The 16486-nt window shown below is 59.9% G+C and carries 17 protein-coding genes; 7 read left to right on the top strand and 10 right to left on the bottom strand.

Features of this window, described 5'->3' with window-relative positions; all coding sequences use genetic code 11:
• Positions 1-94 precede the first annotated feature (94 nt).
• Positions 95-784 (top strand): HAD family hydrolase, encoded by a 690-nt coding sequence (locus tag BN1800_RS05950; protein WP_027507908.1) that lies wholly within the window; start codon positions 95-97, stop codon positions 782-784.
• Complete coding sequence (locus BN1800_RS05945; protein ID WP_027507909.1) at positions 784-2367, top strand: FGGY-family carbohydrate kinase; 1584 nt, start codon at positions 784-786, stop codon at positions 2365-2367. The genes BN1800_RS05950 and BN1800_RS05945 overlap by 1 nt, the downstream gene beginning before the upstream one ends.
• Here BN1800_RS05945 and BN1800_RS05940 read toward each other — a convergent pair.
• Positions 2364-3218, bottom strand: coding sequence for a MurR/RpiR family transcriptional regulator (locus tag BN1800_RS05940; protein ID WP_027507910.1), 855 nt, complete (start codon positions 3216-3218; stop codon positions 2364-2366). The genes BN1800_RS05945 and BN1800_RS05940 overlap by 4 nt on opposite strands.
• Positions 3219-3450: 232 nt before the next feature.
• Between BN1800_RS05940 and BN1800_RS05935 the strand changes: the two genes are divergently transcribed.
• Positions 3451-4173 carry a sulfate transporter family protein gene (locus BN1800_RS05935; RefSeq protein WP_027507911.1) on the top strand — a complete coding sequence of 241 codons (723 nt, stop codon included), beginning with the start codon at positions 3451-3453 and terminating at the stop codon, positions 4171-4173.
• Between the two features lie 17 nt (positions 4174-4190).
• Here the strand turns inward: BN1800_RS05935 and nth are convergent, their stop codons facing one another.
• Positions 4191-4970: an endonuclease III gene (gene nth / locus BN1800_RS05930; RefSeq protein ID WP_244564445.1), complete on the bottom strand. Its 780-nt coding sequence runs from the start codon at positions 4968-4970 to the stop codon at positions 4191-4193.
• A gap of 22 nt (positions 4971-4992) precedes the next feature.
• On the opposite strand from nth, the gene BN1800_RS05925 reads away from it, so the two are divergent.
• Positions 4993-5490, top strand: a complete 498-nt coding sequence (locus BN1800_RS05925) for a DUF2244 domain-containing protein (RefSeq protein ID WP_086995410.1) — start codon at positions 4993-4995, stop codon at positions 5488-5490.
• Positions 5491-5559: 69 nt separating this feature from the next.
• Positions 5560-6432 (top strand): methylated-DNA--[protein]-cysteine S-methyltransferase, encoded by an 873-nt coding sequence (locus tag BN1800_RS05920; protein ID WP_027507914.1) that lies wholly within the window; start codon positions 5560-5562, stop codon positions 6430-6432.
• 108 nt (positions 6433-6540) lie between these two features.
• Here the strand turns inward: BN1800_RS05920 and BN1800_RS05915 are convergent, their stop codons facing one another.
• A complete protein-coding gene (locus BN1800_RS05915; protein ID WP_086995407.1) occupies positions 6541-7566 on the bottom strand; it encodes a sugar-binding transcriptional regulator in 1026 nt (341 codons plus the stop codon).
• A 275-nt stretch (positions 7567-7841) separates the two neighbouring features.
• Here BN1800_RS05915 and tal point away from each other — a divergent pair, with 275 nt between their 5' ends.
• Together tal and BN1800_RS05905 are read left to right on the top strand one after the other, a co-directional pair.
• On the top strand, positions 7842-8807 hold the full coding sequence (tal, locus tag BN1800_RS05910; RefSeq protein WP_027507916.1) for a transaldolase: 966 nt from the start codon (positions 7842-7844) through the stop codon (positions 8805-8807).
• Between the two features lie 92 nt (positions 8808-8899).
• Positions 8900-9568 carry a DUF1345 domain-containing protein gene (locus tag BN1800_RS05905; protein WP_086995404.1) on the top strand — a complete coding sequence of 223 codons (669 nt, stop codon included), beginning with the start codon at positions 8900-8902 and terminating at the stop codon, positions 9566-9568.
• A gap of 15 nt (positions 9569-9583) precedes the next feature.
• Here BN1800_RS05905 and BN1800_RS05900 read toward each other — a convergent pair whose 3' ends face one another.
• From BN1800_RS05900 to BN1800_RS05870, 7 genes are all read right to left on the bottom strand, one after another.
• Complete coding sequence (locus BN1800_RS05900; RefSeq protein WP_027507918.1) at positions 9584-9757, bottom strand: DUF1328 domain-containing protein; 174 nt, start codon at positions 9755-9757, stop codon at positions 9584-9586.
• 108 nt (positions 9758-9865) lie between these two features.
• On the bottom strand, positions 9866-11293 hold the full coding sequence (locus BN1800_RS05895; RefSeq protein ID WP_086995401.1) for a gamma-aminobutyraldehyde dehydrogenase: 1428 nt from the start codon (positions 11291-11293) through the stop codon (positions 9866-9868).
• Positions 11294-11307: 14 nt separating this feature from the next.
• Positions 11308-12123, bottom strand: coding sequence for an ABC transporter permease (locus BN1800_RS05890; protein WP_086995398.1), 816 nt, complete (start codon positions 12121-12123; stop codon positions 11308-11310).
• Positions 12113-13081 carry an ABC transporter permease gene (locus BN1800_RS05885; RefSeq protein WP_086995395.1) on the bottom strand — a complete coding sequence of 323 codons (969 nt, stop codon included), beginning with the start codon at positions 13079-13081 and terminating at the stop codon, positions 12113-12115. The genes BN1800_RS05890 and BN1800_RS05885 overlap by 11 nt, the downstream gene beginning before the upstream one ends.
• Complete coding sequence (locus BN1800_RS05880) at positions 13078-14064, bottom strand: ABC transporter ATP-binding protein (protein WP_086995392.1); 987 nt, start codon at positions 14062-14064, stop codon at positions 13078-13080. The genes BN1800_RS05885 and BN1800_RS05880 overlap by 4 nt, the downstream gene beginning before the upstream one ends.
• Before the next feature lie 165 nt (positions 14065-14229).
• Positions 14230-15390, bottom strand: a complete 1161-nt coding sequence (locus BN1800_RS05875) for an ABC transporter substrate-binding protein (RefSeq protein WP_086995389.1) — start codon at positions 15388-15390, stop codon at positions 14230-14232.
• 122 nt (positions 15391-15512) lie between these two features.
• Positions 15513-16421, bottom strand: a complete 909-nt coding sequence (locus BN1800_RS05870) for a LysR family transcriptional regulator (protein ID WP_027507924.1) — start codon at positions 16419-16421, stop codon at positions 15513-15515.
• Positions 16422-16486: the final 65 nt, after the last annotated feature.

The following is a 16486-nucleotide window of genomic DNA, read 5'->3' as shown; positions in this document are numbered from 1 at the left end:
CAGGATGGCGGCAAATCCTGCCGCCATCGATCCGGCCTTATGCATAGGGGGGCGCAACGACAATGCATCCGATCCGAACTCTGGTTGGTCGTTCATGACTGATGCTGAAATACGCCTGGTGATTTTCGATTGCGACGGAGTTCTCGTCGATAGCGAACCGATTTCTGTAAGCGTGCTCGTCGGGGCGATGAACGACCTCGGCATCCCCATCACCGAGGAAGAGGTCTATGGACGATTCCTCGGCAAAAGCCTCGCTACCGTCATCGAAACGATGAAGAGCGAATACGAGGTGCATGCCGGCGAGGAGTTTCTCGAGCGCATCCGCACCAATCTTTATGCGCGGTTCAGGAAGGAACTGAGGCCGATCGAAGGCATAGGTGCGACGATCGACGCGCTCGCCATCCCCTGCTGCGTCGCCTCGTCGAGCCAAGTCGAGCGTATCAGGCTGTCGCTCACGGTCACCGGCCTTATCGACAAGCTGCCGAACATCTTCAGCGCCTCGATGGTGAAGAATGGCAAGCCGGCGCCCGATCTCTTCCTGCATGCGGCGCGCGAAATGCGTGTCGATCCGAAGAACTGCGTCGTAATCGAAGACAGCCCTGCGGGCATCGAGGCGGCCAAGGCTGCAGGCATGACAGTCTTTGCCTTTACCGGCGGCTCACATGCCAATTTTGCGGGCTATCGTGCCGAACTCGACCGACTTACGCCGGAACTCGTGTTTGACGCGATGCCGGATTTGATACACCTTATCCAGAAACAAAAGCTGGACGGGACTCACCCTTGATGCATGATCATGTGGTTGCGGTGGATGTCGGCACCGGCAGCGCGCGTGCTGGCGTGTTCGACGCCTGCGGACGCCTGCTCGGCAAAGGCGAACATCCGATCATCATGAACAGGCCACGTGAAAACCATGCCGAACATGATTCCGAAAACATCTGGTCCGCGGTCTGCATCGCCGTTCGCAAGGCGATGGGACAATCGGGCGCAGCTCCCGTGTCCGTCGGCGCGATCGGCTTCGACGGCACATGCTCGCTCGTCGTCCGCGATGTCGATGGCGGGCAGATCAGCGTCTCGACGGGCGGCGAGAGACGCTTCGACACCATGGTCTGGCTCGACCACAGGGCGCTGAACGAGGCGGATTTCTGCACGGCCACCGAACATGCGGTTCTCGATCATTCCGGGCATTTCATGTCGCCAGAGATGGAGATGCCAAAGCTGATGTGGTTGAAGAAAAAACTGCCCGGCACATGGATGAACGCCGGCTATTTCTTCGACCTTGCCGACTTCATGACATGGAAAGCGACGGGCTCATTTGCCCGTTCGCGCAGCACGCTGACGGCGAAGTGGAACTATCTGGCGCACAAGGAAAAGGGCTGGCAAAGAGATTTTCTGGCGCAGATCGGATTGGAAGACCTGCAGGAACGCGGCCGTCTGCCCGATGAGACAGTGCCGGTCGGTGCGAGCGTCGGCACCTTGACCCAGGAGGCTGCATCGGCTCTCGGGCTGACGACGGATTGCCATGTTTCGGCGGGCCTGATCGACGCCTATGCGGGCGCGCTTGGCGCGCTTGCCGGCTATGCGGCCGACCCAGCGCAGCTTGAGCGTCATCTGGCGCTTATCGCAGGAACCTCGAGCTGCATCATTTCGTTCTCCCGCGATCGCAAGCCAAGTCACGGTATGTGGGGACCTTACTATGAGGTCGTCTTTCAGGATTCGTGGCTCGTTGAAGCCGGCCAATCGGCGACTGGCGCGTTGCTCGATCATATTGTGCGCATGCATGCCGCCGGCGGCGAGCCGACCGCCGCATTGCATCAGAAGATTGTGTCCCGCATTGCGCAGTTGCGTTCCGAAGAAGGCGATACACTCGGTTCGCGCATCTTCGTGCTACCGGATTTCCATGGCAACCGGTCGCCGCTTGCCGATCCGCACGCGGTCGGCACCATCAGCGGGTTGACGCTCGATACGTCATTCGACGGGCTTTGCGCACTCTACTGGCGTACGGCCGTCGGCATTGCGCTCGGCATCCGGCATATTCTCGAAAAGATGAAGGAATATGGCTACGCGCCGGACACGCTGCATGTTGCTGGCGGGCATGTGAAGAACCCCGTGCTGATGGAACTTTATTCGGATGCTACGGGCTGCAGGGTCGTCGTGCCGAAGATGAATGAGGCTGTGCTGCTGGGAACTGCGATCGGGGCGTCTGTTGCCTGCGGCTTACATAAGGATCTCATGGCGGCCGGGGCGGCAATGTATCCCGGGGGTGACGAGCGTGCGCCCGACGTGACAAAGCGGGCTCTGTATGATCGCGAATACCGGCGGTTTCTCGCGATGTATCGCCATCGCGCCGAGCTGGAAGCGATAAGCTAGCGATTGCCGCTTTCTCCGAGAATGGTGCCGAATTCCGACATTCGCCGCCGACGTTCGAATGCCTCTTCGCCCGCGGCGGCAATGACGGATTCCGACAGACAGTCGAGAAGAGCGATCAGCGGGGGAAGATTGTCCTCGTCGGGCGAGCGGGTAGGCGGAAGCGCCAGCATGATGTTGGATTGATCGGGCAGCCAGTCGCTGTTTTCCGTCGTGATCAGCACGACCTTGTAGCCATAACGCCGCGCCGTTCGCGCCAACAGACGCGCTTTGCCGAAGCGTCGACAATCGATGATGATCAGGAGGGCACCCTCGCCGCTCGGGCGGGCGAAGAGTTCGGCGAAGCGGTTTGTCGAACCGTCCAGTGCGTGGACGCCATCGCGGGACCGTGTCAGCCGGTGGGCGAAATGTGTCGCGAAGCCCGCGAGCCGTACATGCGTTGCAATGAAAACTTCGCGCGCCGTGCCGATCATCGCTACGGCTTCGGCCCAGTGCGTCTGTGCCGTCAGATGATAGATGTAGTGCAGCGCCTGAATCTGCTCGGTGACGAGCAATGCAAGCGGCTTTCCTTCCGAGGCATCGGTCTGCAACTCGCTGAGCGAATTTTGAAGCTGGACTGGAGAGGTGACGGCGGTTTCGCGGAAATGAATTTTGACGCTGTCGAGTCCTTGATAGCCGAGCGCGCGCAGAAAACGGCCAACCGTCATCGGGCTTAGATCGAGGCGGTCGGCCACCGAAGCTGCGGTCTCAAAAGGAAGGTCGTTCAGGTGCTCGGTAAAATATTTCGCGATCCTGCGTTCGGCCGGAGTGCCTGACTTCACATAGTGTCTGAGCTTCTGGACAAAGTCTTCCACATCAGCCTCCTGACTTCCCAGAGGCATTTCGCGGATGCGCTATTGGCGAGACTTGCCGTTGCAACTATTTCCGGAAGCTGCGTCCCAGGCTCAAGTTTATATCGAATACTATAGACTATATATTAGTGTGTTATTTTAGACAAGTTTTCCATTGTTGCATGTAATTTTATTTCGACTTGCCGTCGGGCGTTGAGATTCCTACATGCGCAGGCATAAACCGGAGATGCGAAGAATGATCCTCGATGCCGCGCGCCTTGCCTTTGTCAACCTTTTTGCACGGGAAACCCGGTCGGTTTTCTGGAAGGTGCTGGGGCTTACGCTCCTGGCACTCATTGGGCTCTGGTTCATGCTGCGAAGCCTGTTCATGACTTTTCTGTTTCCGTGGATCGCGGGCTTCTTTCCGGAAGTGCCCGATTGGGCTGGCTGGCTGAGCTTCGTCTTTGTCATTCTCGCAGGCATCGGTCTTGCCTTGGGGCTGGCGCTGCTGCTGTCGCCCGTGACGGCGTTGATTGCCGGCCTTTTTCTCGATGACGTGGCGGAAGTGGTAGAGAAGCGGGATTATCCCGAGGATATCCCGGGAACGGCCATGCCGCTCGGCCCGGCAATCGCGAGTTCACTCAAGTTCTTAGGCGTTGTGATCGTCGGTAATATTGTCGCCCTTTTCCTGCTTTTCATTCCGGGCGTGAACCTGATCGCCTTCTTCCTGGTGAACGGTTATCTGCTCGGCCGTGAGTTCTTCGAGTTTGCCGCGATGCGCTTCCGTTCGCCGGAGGAGGCGCGGCTCTTCAGGGCGAAGCACGCTTCCACGGTCTTCCTCGGCGGCCTGGTCATCGCTGCTTTCCTGGCGGTTCCCTTCCTCAACCTGCTGACGCCGCTCTTTGCTGCAGGCATGATGATTCATCTCTACAAGCTGATTTCCCAAAGGGACCTCGGTTTTCACCGCAGAGCAGTTTGAGGAGGCCGATGGTTCGGCTACTCGACGGCCTCGCCAATCACCTGCGGCGGTAATTCGACCAGCGGCGCCGGTATCTCGCAGCTCTTTTCCGGTGATTTGCACAGATCGGCGATCACGCAGCGTTCGCATTCCGGGCGGCGTGCCTTGCATGTGTAGCGGCCGTGCAGGATCAGCCAGTGGTGAGCGTGATAGAGGTAGTGCCTGGGGATCACCTTCATCAGGCGGTCCTCCACCTCTTCCGGTGTCTTTCCCGGTGCCAGCTTGATGCGATTGGCGATGCGGAAGATGTGCGTGTCAACCGCCATGGTCGCTTGAGCGAAAGCCATCGAGAGCACTACGTTCGCCGTCTTGCGTCCGACCCCCGGCAGGCGCACGAGTTCTTCCCGTGTCTGCGGAACCTCGCCGTTGAATTCGTTGACCAGCATCTGCGAGAGCGCCATGACGTTCTTCGCCTTGTTGCGATAAAGGCCGATCGTTTTGATGTAGTCGCGCAGGCGTTCCTCGCCGAACGCCAGCATCTTCTCCGGCGTATCTGCTACCTTGAAAAGCGGCCGCGTCGCCTTGTTGACACCGGCATCCGTTGCTTGGGCGGAGAGCGCCACGGCAACGACGAGTGTGAACGGGTTAGTGTGTTCCAGCTCGCCTCTGGGTTCCGGTCGCTGGATCGAGAAGCGGCGGAAGATCTCTTCGCGTTCGGCTTGCGAATACGCGGTGCGTACGGCCGCCGGTTTGCGGCGGCTGATCACTTCTGGTCCTGGCGGGGCTTTGCGGGCGGATTTGAGTTTCGGTTCTGGCATAGACAATCTATACTCATCAGCCATGACGGAAAGCAACGCCGACAGCGCGAACGAACAGCCTGTTTTTGCAGCCGAACTTTTTCCTTACCGGTCGCTCGGCCGCAAGGGTTTCAGAGTGCTGCTGCTGATTTCCGGTGCCGTCTGTTTCATGTATGGGATGTTCTTTATCGCTACCGGTGCCTGGCCGATCGGCTTCTTCTTCGGGCTGGATTTCGCGTTGCTCTACGGTGCCTTCTGGCTCAACTACCGCTCCGGCAAGGCGCGTGAGGAAGTGACCGTTTCGCGCACTGATGTCACAATCCGCAAGTTCGCGCCTTCCGGACGCATGGTGGAGCATCACTTCAATCCCTTCTGGGCGCGTTTCCTCGTCCGCCGCCACCAGGAAATCGGCATTCTCTCCATGCATATTTTCGGCGAGGGCCGGCGGACGGACATCGGCTCCTTCCTCAATCCAGATGATCGCGAAAGCTTCGCCAACGCCTTCAAGGGCGCGCTTGCGGCGGTCAAGCAGCGTATTTGAACGCTGCGCAAGAAACGGGTGGCTTGCGGTCCTCCCCTTGACTATCTCCTTGTTACAAGGAGAAGAACGATGAATATGATCGCAAATCTGAACAGAGACATTACGCCCGAGAGCCCGGACTACGAGACCGTCCGGCAGGTCATCGAGCTCATCACCGAGGATTATCGCGACCAGCCGTCGCTGGAGGCGATCGCCGCGCGGCTCAACCAGTCGCCGACGCAGCTCCAGAAGACGTTTACCCGCTGGGCCGGGCTTTCGCCCAAGGCCTTCCTGCAGGCGGTTACGCTCGATCATGCGAAGCGATTGCTGCGCAAGGAAGATATGCCGCTGCTCGAAACTTCGATCGAGGTGGGTCTTTCGGGTCCGAGCCGTCTTCACGATCTTTTCGTCACCCATGAAGCGATGTCGCCTGGCGAATGGAAGGCAAAGGGCGGCGGCCTGACGATCCGCTACGGCTTCCACCGGTCTCCCTTCGGCGTCGCGCTGGTCATGGCCACCGATCGCGGCCTTGCGGGCCTTGCCTTCAGCGATCTCGGCGACGAGGCCGCCTGCTTGGAAGATATGACTTGCCGCTGGCCGAATGCCCAATATGTCGAAGATCGGCAGGCCACCACGCCTTATGCCGAGCGCATCTTCGAGCCCGGAAAGTGGTCTGCCGACCAGCCGTTGCGGGTTGTGCTCATCGGCACGGATTTTCAGGTCCGCGTCTGGGAAAGCTTGCTCAAGATCCCATTCGGCAAGGCGGTAACCTACAGCGATATCGCCAACGACATCGGCAAGCCGACAGCGATGCGTGCAGTCGGCGCCGCGGTAGGACGTAATCCAATCTCATTCGTCGTGCCGTGCCATCGCGCGCTCGGGAAAAATGGCGACTTGACGGGCTATCATTGGGGTCTCACCCGCAAGCGGGCGATACTCGGCTGGGAAGCCGGTCAGGCTTAAGATTTAGTATTCCGGCAGCCGTGGTCCCTTCTCCCAGCGGGGAGATACACACTCGACCTCGCGCCGCTCGGCCGTTCGCGACTACCTCGCTCACCCCTCACCGCCGCGCTATCGATCCGACACTTCTCCCCGCTGGGGAGAAGACACAAGCGGTACCGTCTCGGCCAAATCCAAGAGCGCCTTTGCGGCGCTCTCGTCCGTGATCAGCGTATTGCAGCCGATGCGCCGGATGGTGGCGCGGATCGCCACCGCGCGGTGCGCCCCACCTGAGGAGAGCACGATGTGCCGTGCCTTCTTCAGGGTATCCAGATCGACCGACATCACACGGCTGTTGATCGAGTGATCGACAGTGTTGCCGTCCTTGTCCAGAAAATTGAACATCGTGTCGCAGACGCAGCCGGCGTCGATCAGCTCTTGCAGTTCGGCCTTCGAAATCCAGCCCTCCGACAGCGATGTCGAATGCGGGCCGATGTCACCGCAGCTAACGATCGCAAGATCGAGGTCTTCCGCCAACCGGTAGATCGTGTCCAGTCCGCATTTCTCGATCAGATTGCGCTTGGTCTCGACCGAATCGACGAGCAGCGGCGAGAGGAACATGTAGCATTCGGCGCCGAGCTGGCTTGCCAGCCGCCACGTATAGTCAATGGGGTTTGTTTGATGCACGGCGACGATGCCGCCAAGCAGCGAAACGACCTTGCAATTGGCGCGGCGGGGCGGACGAAAACTCGAAAGCGACGCCGTCATTGTGCGCCCCCAGCCAACTCCGATCGTATAGTCGTCTGGAATCGTCTCGGACAGGAACTGGCCGAGCGCGAGGCCGACGCTCTTTGCCAGACTACCGACGTCGGAATTGACGGGAGCGGGGACAACGATCGCCTCGTCGAGCCCGTAGGCGCGCTCCAGCTTCACGGAGAGCTCGACGCAGTCGCCAATCGAATCGTTGATCCAGATCTGCACCTCGCTGCGCTTCATCGCTTCGTCGAGCAGGCGGATGACCGTCGTGCGGCTGATGCCGAGCTGCTCGGCGACGTCCTTTTGCGTCAGGCCCTGATTGTAATAGAGCCACGCGGCGCGCAGCCTCAGCGACGAGGCTTCTGAGTAAGCGGTGTGCGTGCCACGTTTCAGCTTACCCACATCTTCTCCTGTGTGAATTTCACCCTACTTGCACCCCGGAGGCGACAGCGCCGGCATTTTTCTTGAGGATGATAATGACGCGTGTGACACTTATGTCAATTGAAATGAACAAATGTCCTTGACTTTCCCTTTAGGGAACGGCGATAGTCACGTCAACACAGCCGTTACTTGTCTGTCCGAGGGACAAAATGTGCGGACGCACGGGGAGGTCTCGGCCGGACCGGCGCCGGCCGCAGCTCAAGTTAGCAGTTCGAGTTCACAAGGGATTTTTGACCATGACATCCAAGCTTGACCAACTCCGAGACATGACCACGGTCGTCGCCGATACCGGCGACATCGAGGCCGTCGCCCGCCTGAAACCGGTGGATTGCACGACCAATCCAACCATCGTTTTGAAGGCGCTCGGGACGCCGATGTTTGCCGATACCATCAAGGAAGCCGTGTCCTGGGGCAAGAAACAGGGCGGAAACAGCGATGCGGTAGCCGCAGCCGTTGCCGACCGCCTTGCAATTTCAGTCGGCGCCGCCTTGTCGAAGCTCGTGCCGGGCCGCGTATCTACGGAAGTCGATGCCGACCTTTCCTTCGACACGGAAGCATCGATCGCCAAGGCGCGCGGCATCATTGCCTCCTACAAGGAGCGCGGCATTGAGCGTGACCGCATTCTCATCAAGCTTGCTTCCACGTGGGAAGGCATCCGCGCTGCGGAAGTGCTGCAGAAGGAAGGAATCGACTGTAACCTGACGCTTCTCTTCTCCAAGGCCCAGGCCGTTGCCTGTGCCGATGCGAAAGCCTTCCTGATTTCGCCCTTCGTCGGCCGTATCCTCGACTGGTACAAGAAGTCGACCGGGAAGGATTATACTGCGGAAGAGGATCCGGGCGTTCAGTCCGTCCGCGACATCTACAACTACTACAAGGCGCATGACATCAAGACGATCGTCATGGGTGCCTCGTTCCGCAATGCCGGCGAAATCGAAGCGCTGGCAGGTTGCGATCGCCTGACGATCAGCCCGGCGCTGCTCGACGAACTCGCCAGCGATCAGGGCACGCTTGTCCGCAAGCTCTCGCCCGACGCCAAGGAGGCCGAGCCGAAGATCGAAATCGACGAGAAGACCTTCCGCTGGATGATGAACGAAGATGCGATGGCAACCGAAAAGCTCGCCGAAGGCATCCGCGCCTTCGCCAAGGACCTGACGGCGCTGCGTACGATGGTCCAGAAGGAATTGCAGCTCGCTGCCGCCTAACGTCTTCATAGAAAGCAACTGAAGGCGCGGTTGCCAATGGCGGCCGCGCCTTTTTCGTGCTGATATCAAGGGCATGGAGCCTGAGGAAAGTCATGGCGGACAACGATCAGCGCAGCCCGATGATGATCTATGCGGTCCGGCATCGGACCATCATCATTGCTTTCATCGCAGGCTTGGCGGTTTTCCTGCTTCTCACTTCCCGGGACGTGAACGCCAAGAATGTGCTAATCGGCTGGAACGTTACGGCCATCGTCTTCACCTGCATCAGTTGGCGAAGGATGTTGCGGGCGACGGTCGCGGATATCAGGAAGCGAGCAGAAGATCTGGATTTTTCCGACACCTTCGTGCTTTTCCTGTCGATCACGGCGGCGCTCGCGAGCATTGCCGGCATCGGGCTCGAGCTGCATTCCGTGAAAGAAGCGCCGCCTGATGTGGCTTTGGCCAGGGCCTGTGCGGCGGTCGTCACGATCCTGGTTTCGTGGATTTTCCTCCATACGCTCTTCACCATCCATTACGCCCATCGATTTTACGGCGGACTGGACAAAGGTGAAGGATTGATTTTCCCAGACAGGATCGGAGAGCCTGTTTACTGGGACTTCCTTTATTTCTCATTCACGATCGGCGTCGCGGCACAGACGGCGGATGTTGCCGTTTCCTCTATGACAATGCGCAAGATCACGCTGCTTCATGCGGTGCTGTCGTTTCTCTTCAATACGACAATCCTGGCACTCGCGATCAATGTCGGAGCGAGCCTGCTCTAGGCAGGGCCATGAGCGTTAGAGAACCGCCTGGCCGGCCATTAGCGCCAGGATCAGGAAGATCAGGAAGATGACGAGGGCGATGCCGAAAAGGACACGCGCGATCGTTGCAGTGGCGGCGGAGATGCCGGAAAAACCGAAGAACCCGGCAACCAGCGAAATGACGAGAAATATGAGAGCCCATTTGAGCATGGAGGTTTCCTCTGTGTTGGATACAGAAGAGGACGCGGGAAAGACCAAATTGTTCCGCCGCAGTTGTCTGCGACGGTCTTGGTCACAACTGACACGGGTCAAAATTACTTAACCATGGTTGATCATCACGTGCCGGACGGCGGTGTAATCCTCGAGCGCATAGACCGACATATCCTTGCCGTAGCCGGATTGCTTGAGACCGCCATGCGGCATCTCGTTGACCAGCATGAAATGCGTGTTGATCCAGGTGCAGCCATATTGCAGGCGCGCAGCCGTCTTCATGCCGCGGCTGATATCATTGGTCCAGACGGAGGATGCGAGGCCATAGTCGCTGTCGTTCGCCCAGGCAACGGCATCCTCGATGTCGCTGAAGCGCGTCACGGAGACGACAGGGCCGAAGACTTCGCGACGGACGATCTCGTCCTCCTGCGTGGCGCCGGCAATGACGGTTGGCGTGAAGAAGAACCCCCTGTCGCCTGAGGTCTTACCGCCAGCAGTGATTTCCATGTGCTTGTGCTCGGCGGCGCGGGTGACGAAGCTTTCGACGCGGTCACGCTGGCGCTTGGAGATCAGCGGGCCGATCTCGTTTTCGGTGTCTTCAGCCTGGTTGAACTTAATCGAGGAAACCGCCGAGGAGAGGTCGGCGACGAACCTGTCGTAGACCTTGGCATCGGCATAGATACGGCAGGCGGCGGTGCAGTCCTGGCCGGCATTGTAGTAACCGAAGGTGCGGATGCCGGAAACGACCGCATCGATATCGGCGTCGTCGAAGACGATGACAGGGGCCTTGCCGCCGAGTTCCAGATGCGTGCGCTTGACGGTCTTTGCGGCGGCCTGCAGCACCTTCTTGCCGGTCGCGACATCGCCGGTGATCGAGACCATGCCGATCTTTGGGTGGTTGATCAGCGCATTGCCAACACTTTCGCCGCGGCCGAGGACGACGTTAACGACGCCCTCAGGCAGGATATCGGCGAGCAGTTTCGCCATCTTCAGAGCCGTCAGCGGCGTTTGTTCGGAAGGCTTGAAGACGACGGTGTTGCCGCCGGCGATCGCGGGTGCCAGCTTCCAGGCCATCATCATCAGAGGATAATTCCAGGGGGCGATCGAGCCGACGATGCCGATCGCGTCGCGGCGGATCATCGAGGTATGGCCGGGCAGATATGCGCCGGCGACGGGGCCGTGCAGGTTGCGGACAGCTCCGGCAAAGAAACGGTAGCAATCGACGATTGCCGGGATTTCGTCGTTGAGCACGGCGTTGATCGGCTTGCCGCAGTTCAGTGCTTCAAGCGTGGCAAAGCCTTGTGCGTCTTCCTCTATGGCACCGGCGATCTTCAGCAGATAGCTGGAGCGTTCGGCGGGTGTCGTCTGCGACCAGCTCTTGAAAGCCTTCCCGGCGGCGTCCACGGCGGCATCGATCTGGCCGAGCGAGGCTTCCGGCAGATTCAGCACCGTCTCGCCCGTCTTCGGGTTCAGGATGTGCTCTTCCGTTTCCGTGCCCGCTTCGAAGCGGGATCCAATCAGCATCTGGGTGTCCATGATGTTCTCCCTTTTCATTTGCCGGCGCCGGCGATCTGGTCGCCGTCGCGGGTGAGGTAGTAGGCTGCCAGGATCGGCAGGAAAGTGACGAGCACGACGGCCATCGCGACCACGTTGGTAACGGGGCGTTGGCGGGGTCGGATGAGTTCTTCGAGCATCCAAATCGGCAGCGTCGATTGCTGGCCGCCGGTGAAGGTGGTGACGATGACTTCATCGAAGGACAACGCAAAGGCGAGCATGCCGCCAGCAAGCAGCGCCGTGCCGATATTCGGCAGGATGACGTGCCGGAAAGTCTGGAAGCTGTCGGCGCCGAGATCCATCGAGGCCTCGATCAGCGAGCCGGAGGTGCGGCGGAAGCGGGCGACCGCATTGTTATATACGACCACAACGCAGAAAGTGGCGTGACCAAGTACGATTGTCCAGACCGAGAACGGGATGTCGAACAGGCTGAAGGCCGAGCGCAGCGCAATGCCCGTGATGATGCCGGGAAGCGCGATTGGCAGGATGACGAGCAGGGAGATTGCCTCACGGCCAAAGAACTTCGTCTGGCTGACGGCAGCGGCGCAGAGCGTGCCGAGCACCAGCGCGATGGCTGTGGCGATGCAGGCGACTTGCACAGAAAGGCCGAGGGCCGCCCAGACATCAGGCCGGTTCCAGGCCACGTCGAACCACTGCGTCGTCAGGCTGGGCGGTGGCCACTGGTAGCTCTTTTCCTCGGTGGTGAAGGCATAGATGAAGATCAGCAGGATCGGCAGATGCAGGAAAAGCAGGCCGCCGGCAGCTGCGATCTTCAGGAGGAGAGGGGAGCGTTGTCCGCGATCAGAGCGCATCGAAAGCTCCCTGCTTCTTCGCCATCCAGAGATAGATGGCCATGATGACGATCGGCACGACGGAGAAGGCGGCGGCAAGCGGCACGTTTCCGGCTGTGCCCTGCTGCGCATAGACCGCCTGGCCGATGAAGAGACGCGAGGAACCGATGATCTGCGGGATGATGTAATCGCCGAGGGTCAGCGAGAAGGTAAAGATGGAGCCGGCGACGATGCCGGGCAGCGCCAGCGGGAACAACACCGTGCGGAAGGTCTGGCTCGGCGTGGCGCCGAGATCGGCGGAGGCCTCGATCAGGTTTGCAGGCACGCGCTCGAGGGCGGCCTGCGTCGGCAGGATCATGTAGGGGAGCCAGATATAGACGAAAACGACGAAGGTGCCGAGATAGCTCACCGAAAGCGAATTGCCGCCGACGACCGGCAGCGTGAGAATGCTGTCGAGCAGCCAGGAGAGGTGCAGCTTGGCGAAAATCCAGGTGAGGATCCCTTCCTTGGCGAGAATCAGCTTCCAGGCGTAAACCTTGACGAGATAGCTCGACCAGAGCGGCAGCATAACGGCCAGATAGAAGAAGGCCTTCCATTTTCCCTGTGCGTAGCGCGCTGCGTAGTAGGCGATCGGGAAGGCGATGACGGCAGAGGCGATCGTCACCATGGCCGCCATCACGACGGTACGGACGATGATATCGAAATTGGTGGGGTTCAGAAGCTCAGCATAGGTCGCGAGCGTGAACTCGTAATTGACCAAGCCGGAGAAATCGTCGATCGAGAAGAAACTCTGCAGCAGCAGTGCGAACAGCGAGCCGATATAGATGATGCCGAGCCAAAGCAGTGGCGGCGTCAGCATCAGCAAAAGCAGTAGCTTCGGATGGCGCCAAAACGCGTCCGATAGTCCACCGAAGAAACCGCCGCGCCCAGGCAGGATTGAGGTCGTAGCGCCGGGCTTTGTCAGAGCGAGCGCTGTCATGCTGCGTCATCCATGTAGTGCACGTCGGCCGGCTGCCAGGCGAGGCGCACGCTGGCACCGATATCCGGCACATTGACGCCGGCAGGCAGCGTGACGTGCAGGCGCGTGCCCCTCATGCCGACCGTCAGGCGAGTCGCGGCGCCAAGGAAACTGGTGTTTTCGACCGCTGCCTCAACGCCGTCGCCGGAGATGTGAATCGCTTCAGGACGCAGGCTCGCCCAGCGCCTTTCGCCGCCGAGGAGGGTCATCACATCCGGCGAGATGACGTTCGAGGAACCGACGAAATCGGCGACGAAGCGTGTCTTCGGACGGCGATAGATATCCTGCGGCGTGCCTTCCTGCACGGTGCCACCGTTATTGAAGACGGCGACGCGGTCTGCCATGGATAGCGCCTCGCCTTGATCGTGGGTGACGAAAACGAAGGTGATGCCGAGTGCGCGCTGGAGGCTCTTCAACTCTTCCTGCATTTGCTCCCGCAGCTTCAGATCAAGCGCGCCGAGCGGCTCGTCGAGCAGCAGAACCTTTGGCTTGTTGACCAGCGCGCGGGCGAGCGCCACGCGCTGCCGCTGTCCGCCGGACAACTGGCCCGGACGACGTATACCATAGCCTGGAAGCTTCACCAGCTCGAGCGCTTGCTCAGCCGCCTTGGTGCGTTCCACCTTACCGATACCCCTGACCATCAGCCCGTAGGCGACATTGTCCAGGATGTTGAGATGCGGGAAGAGCGCGTAGTCCTGGAAGACGGTGTTGACGTTGCGGCGGTAGGGCGGGACGCCTTCAGCCTTTTCGCCGAAAATCTGGATATGTCCCTCGGTCGGCTGTTCGAAGCCGGCGATCAGACGCAGGCAGGTGGTCTTGCCGGAGCCTGAAGGGCCGAGCATCGCGAAGAACTCGCCCGGCGCGATTTCGAGATCGACGCCGTCGACGGCGCGAACCTGGCCGAAATGGCGCGAAACCTTCTGGAAACGGACGGCGTAGGTCATTGGGGCTCCATGGTGTCTACGAGGTCGGGCGCATCAGCCAACCCCTCACAACCCTCCTCACAAGGGGGAGGGAGGTAAATTGCCGTGTTCGCTATCTGCCGGCACATGGCAGCACGTTGCCGTTCAAGCCCCTCCCCCGTGGGGAGGGGTTGGAGAGGGCTTTCCTTACCGCCCGCCGATCACGCCGATATAGTCCGACACCCAGCGATGATACGGCACGCATTCGCTCTGCGTCGTGCACTTGGCGACGGGCGTCTTCCAGAATTTGATCTTGTCGAAATGGTCGAAGCCGTTGGTGGTGCAGCCGGCATCGGTCAGCAACTCGTTGCCCTTGCAGGCGGCCGGAACGGAGGGCACCGTGCCAAACCAGGCGGACACATCACCCTGCACCTTCGGCGACAGGGAGTGCTCCATCCACATGTAGGCGCAATTCGGATGCTCGCTGTCGACGTGCAGCATGGTGGTGTCGGCCCAGCCCGTCACACCTTCCTCCGGAAAGGTCGAGGCGATCTTCTGCTTCTCAGCTTGCAGCAGGTTGACCTGGAACGGCCAGGAACCGGAGGCGACAACGCCCTCGTTCTTGAAATCGTCGATCTGGATCATAGCATCATGCCAGTAGCGGCCGATCAGTTTGCGCTGGCCGCGCAGCAGGTCGAGAGCTGCCTTGTACTGGTCCTCGTTCAACTCATAGGGATCCTTGATGCCGAGTTCCGGTTTGTGCGCCATCAGGTAAAGGGCGGCATCGGCGACGTAGATCGGTCCGTCATAGGCCTGGACGCGGCCCTTGTTGGACTTGCCGTCGGGCAGTGTTTCTTCCTCGAAGACCACCTTCCAGCTGGTCGGCGCCTTATCCTTGAACGCGTCGGTATTATACATCAGCACGTTCGGGCCCCAAACATACGGGGTTCCGTAGTGAACGTCGCCGACCGTGTGCCACGGCGCGTTCTGCAGACGCTCGTCGATTGTCTTCCAACTCGGAATAAGACCGGTATTGATCGGCTGCACGCGCTTGCCAGCAACGAGACGCAGCGAAGCATCGCCCGAAGCGGTGACGAGATCGAAGCCACCTTCGTTCATCAGCGCCACCATTTCATCCGAGGTCGCCGCGGTCTTCACGGAAACCTTGCAGCCGGTCTCCTTTTCAAAATCGGTAACCCAGTCGTAATTCTTGTCGGTCTCGCCGCGCTCAATGTAACCGGCCCAGGCGACGATGCTGACCGCACCCTCACCCTTGCCCAAGGCCTTCAATGGTTCGGCAGCGGCAACCTGCGTCACGAGGCTCAAGCTCGCTAGGGCAGTGGTGCACGACTTCAGAAGATACTTCATCGCCTGTCTCCCGGTTGGTGCCGCTTGCCGCGGCGTTTTGTTCCCGGCAGAAAAGGTGCGCTGAAAAATCCGGTTTCGCAAATTCATTTGTCAGAAAGGCGATATCGGAAATTCCGATATCGTCATCGCGGACGGCCGGATCTCATCGCTTCGGCGATGCCGACGAAATCGCGGGCCGCCTGAGGCAGACTCGAGCCTTTACGCCAAACCATGCCAACCTGCACGACCGGCAGCGAACCGGATACGTCGCGGCTTTCGATGCGGTCGCCTTCCAGCGACCAGGGGCGGTAGACGAGATCGGGAAGTAGGGCGACGCCGGCGCCTGTTGCAACGAGACTGCGCACGGCTTCGACCGAGCGGGTGCGGAAGGCGACATGCGGTCGGGCGCCGAGGGCTGACAGCAGCTTGCCGGTATTCTCTTCGATCTCATCGACCGTCAGCATGATCAGCGGCTCGCGGGCGATGTCAGCGACGGAGATGATGTCGGCTGAAACGAGCGGGTGGCCTATCGGCAGCCAGAGACGATAGGGTGAAGTCTCGAGAATTTCCGCCTGGAGCGCCATGCGGTCGCGGAGGTTGGAAATGACCATGACCGCAACATCGAGTTCGCCGCCAACCAGCAGATGCTCGAGATAGCCACCATTGTCTTCGATTGCGCTCACCTCCACACCCGGGCAGGCACGGCGGTAGCGCGCCAGGAGGTCGGAAAGTACATAGCCTGCGACCAGCGAGGTGACGCCGATGTTCAGTGTGCCGGAAAGAGCGCCTTGCAGGCTGGAAAAACTGGCGCGGGCATCGGAGACACTGGCTAGAATTTTTGTCGCATGCCGGAGAAATTGATGGCCGTTATGCGTGATCGTCAGCCCGCGCGGGTGACGTTCGAAAAGCTCGACGCCGAGGTCGGTTTCCAGCTCCTTCAGCGCTTCCGTCACGGAGGATTGCGAGATCGATAGATTCTGCGCAGCGCGCGTCACCGAACCCTGTTCAGCAACGGCGACAAAATACTGGATCTGACGAAGTGTGAAGGCCATGCATGTTTAGAACACGGCCGAACGGATCATGACAAGCGTAGTGTGTGGTGGACCTTTTTTGGTCT

The sequence above is a fragment of the Rhizobium sullae genome, from assembly GCF_900169785.1.
GTDB classification, from domain to species: domain Bacteria; phylum Pseudomonadota; class Alphaproteobacteria; order Rhizobiales; family Rhizobiaceae; genus Rhizobium; species Rhizobium sullae.
The sequence above is the reverse complement of the archived record's forward strand: the minus strand, read 5'-3'. Positions and strand labels throughout refer to the sequence as shown.